General features: G+C 38.5%; 2 protein-coding genes. Both read right to left on the bottom strand.

Features of this window, described 5'->3' with window-relative positions; translation table 11 throughout:
• Positions 1-234, bottom strand: a 234-nt coding sequence (locus tag AC6F8J_RS14600) for a hypothetical protein (RefSeq protein WP_500724360.1), incomplete at its 3' end; no start/stop codon positions are given.
• 43 nt (positions 235-277) lie between these two features.
• A partial coding sequence (locus AC6F8J_RS14595) for a DUF8195 domain-containing protein (protein WP_500724359.1) occupies positions 278-1,274 on the bottom strand: 997 nt, incomplete at its 5' end.

The following is a 1,274-nucleotide window of genomic DNA, read 5'->3' as shown; positions in this document are numbered from 1 at the left end:
TTTTGATGCAAAAGTATCTAGCCTATCCGCTTTTTCAGCCAAAGCAGCGATTTTTTTCTGGGCAAACCAGTCTGCATTACTTGTATTATTAGTACTGCCTCCGGGTAGGCTTGAGATTTTTTTGCATATTGTTTTTTTAATGGTATCCCCATAATCTCTTGCTTGATCGGCCGCTTTATTAGCATTTTTGATACTTGAGCTTAATTCACTATAATTCAATACCAATACGCTCATCTTGTTTCCCCTTTATTTAATTCAAATGACTCACTACTCTCTATTAATAGGTTCTATCATCCTCATACATATCACCATTTATATTGATATATGTGTTCATCTTATTGCCTAGCTTTCCTGATGGTGTATATGAATCACAGACGTGTATTTGTACCACATAGGACTTTGGATGGCTTGCGGTTCCTGCAAGATCCTTATTGGTATATATCTTTCTCGCATCCAGCTTACTTCTTGGGTTGATTGGCAGACGAAAGGTTGCCGTTAATCCATTTGCTGATACACTTGAGGTCTCCATTGTGTATACCGTATAATCCCAATCTGCCTGTACTTCTACGCGCGTTGGCGCTGATGGTGGGTTACTGGGACTTCTTGTCCATTTGCCGCCGGTCTGCCAATAGTTGACTGTACTTGTCACACTAACCTCGAAACCATAGCCGGCCTTAAGGGTCTGTGGTGTTATTGTATGGGTTGAGTTAATATTTGCCGCATAATAGAATTGATAATATACCCATCCATAAATTGCACTATCCGTTTCATCTGTACCTACTTCTTCCCATCTTCTGTCCCACTCCGTCCAACTTCTAGTGGGTTGACAGTCATTACCGATTACATTCTTAATGACTGTAGCCTGTTTGCTCATACTGTTATTGCTCTTATCGATTTCTTCTATGGTATTATCTCTATTGACTTCTGCATACATATTAAGGATAGCGTTTTGATCCGGTGTGGTGAAGTTAAAGACAACTGAACACTTCACCCCTGGAACCAAGGACACATATTTGGTTAAGGCTGAAGTATTTCCGCCACTGCTAATTCTAAAATATACGGGTATATTTTCTACATATACCGTTGATAGATTATATACCTCCACGACGGCACTTACACGTGCATTAGCCGGGTATTTATCGTATTTGATACCTGTTATGGCAAAATTCACATTTTCATTCATGACTATCAAATCTTTAGACACGATATTATTGGTTATATTTTTTTCTTCTATGACTTGGTCTTTATTTACTCTTATACTGATATTCATCTTT

Source organism: Petrocella sp., assembly GCF_059865615.1.
The sequence above is the reverse complement of the archived record's forward strand: the minus strand, read 5'-3'. Positions and strand labels throughout refer to the sequence as shown.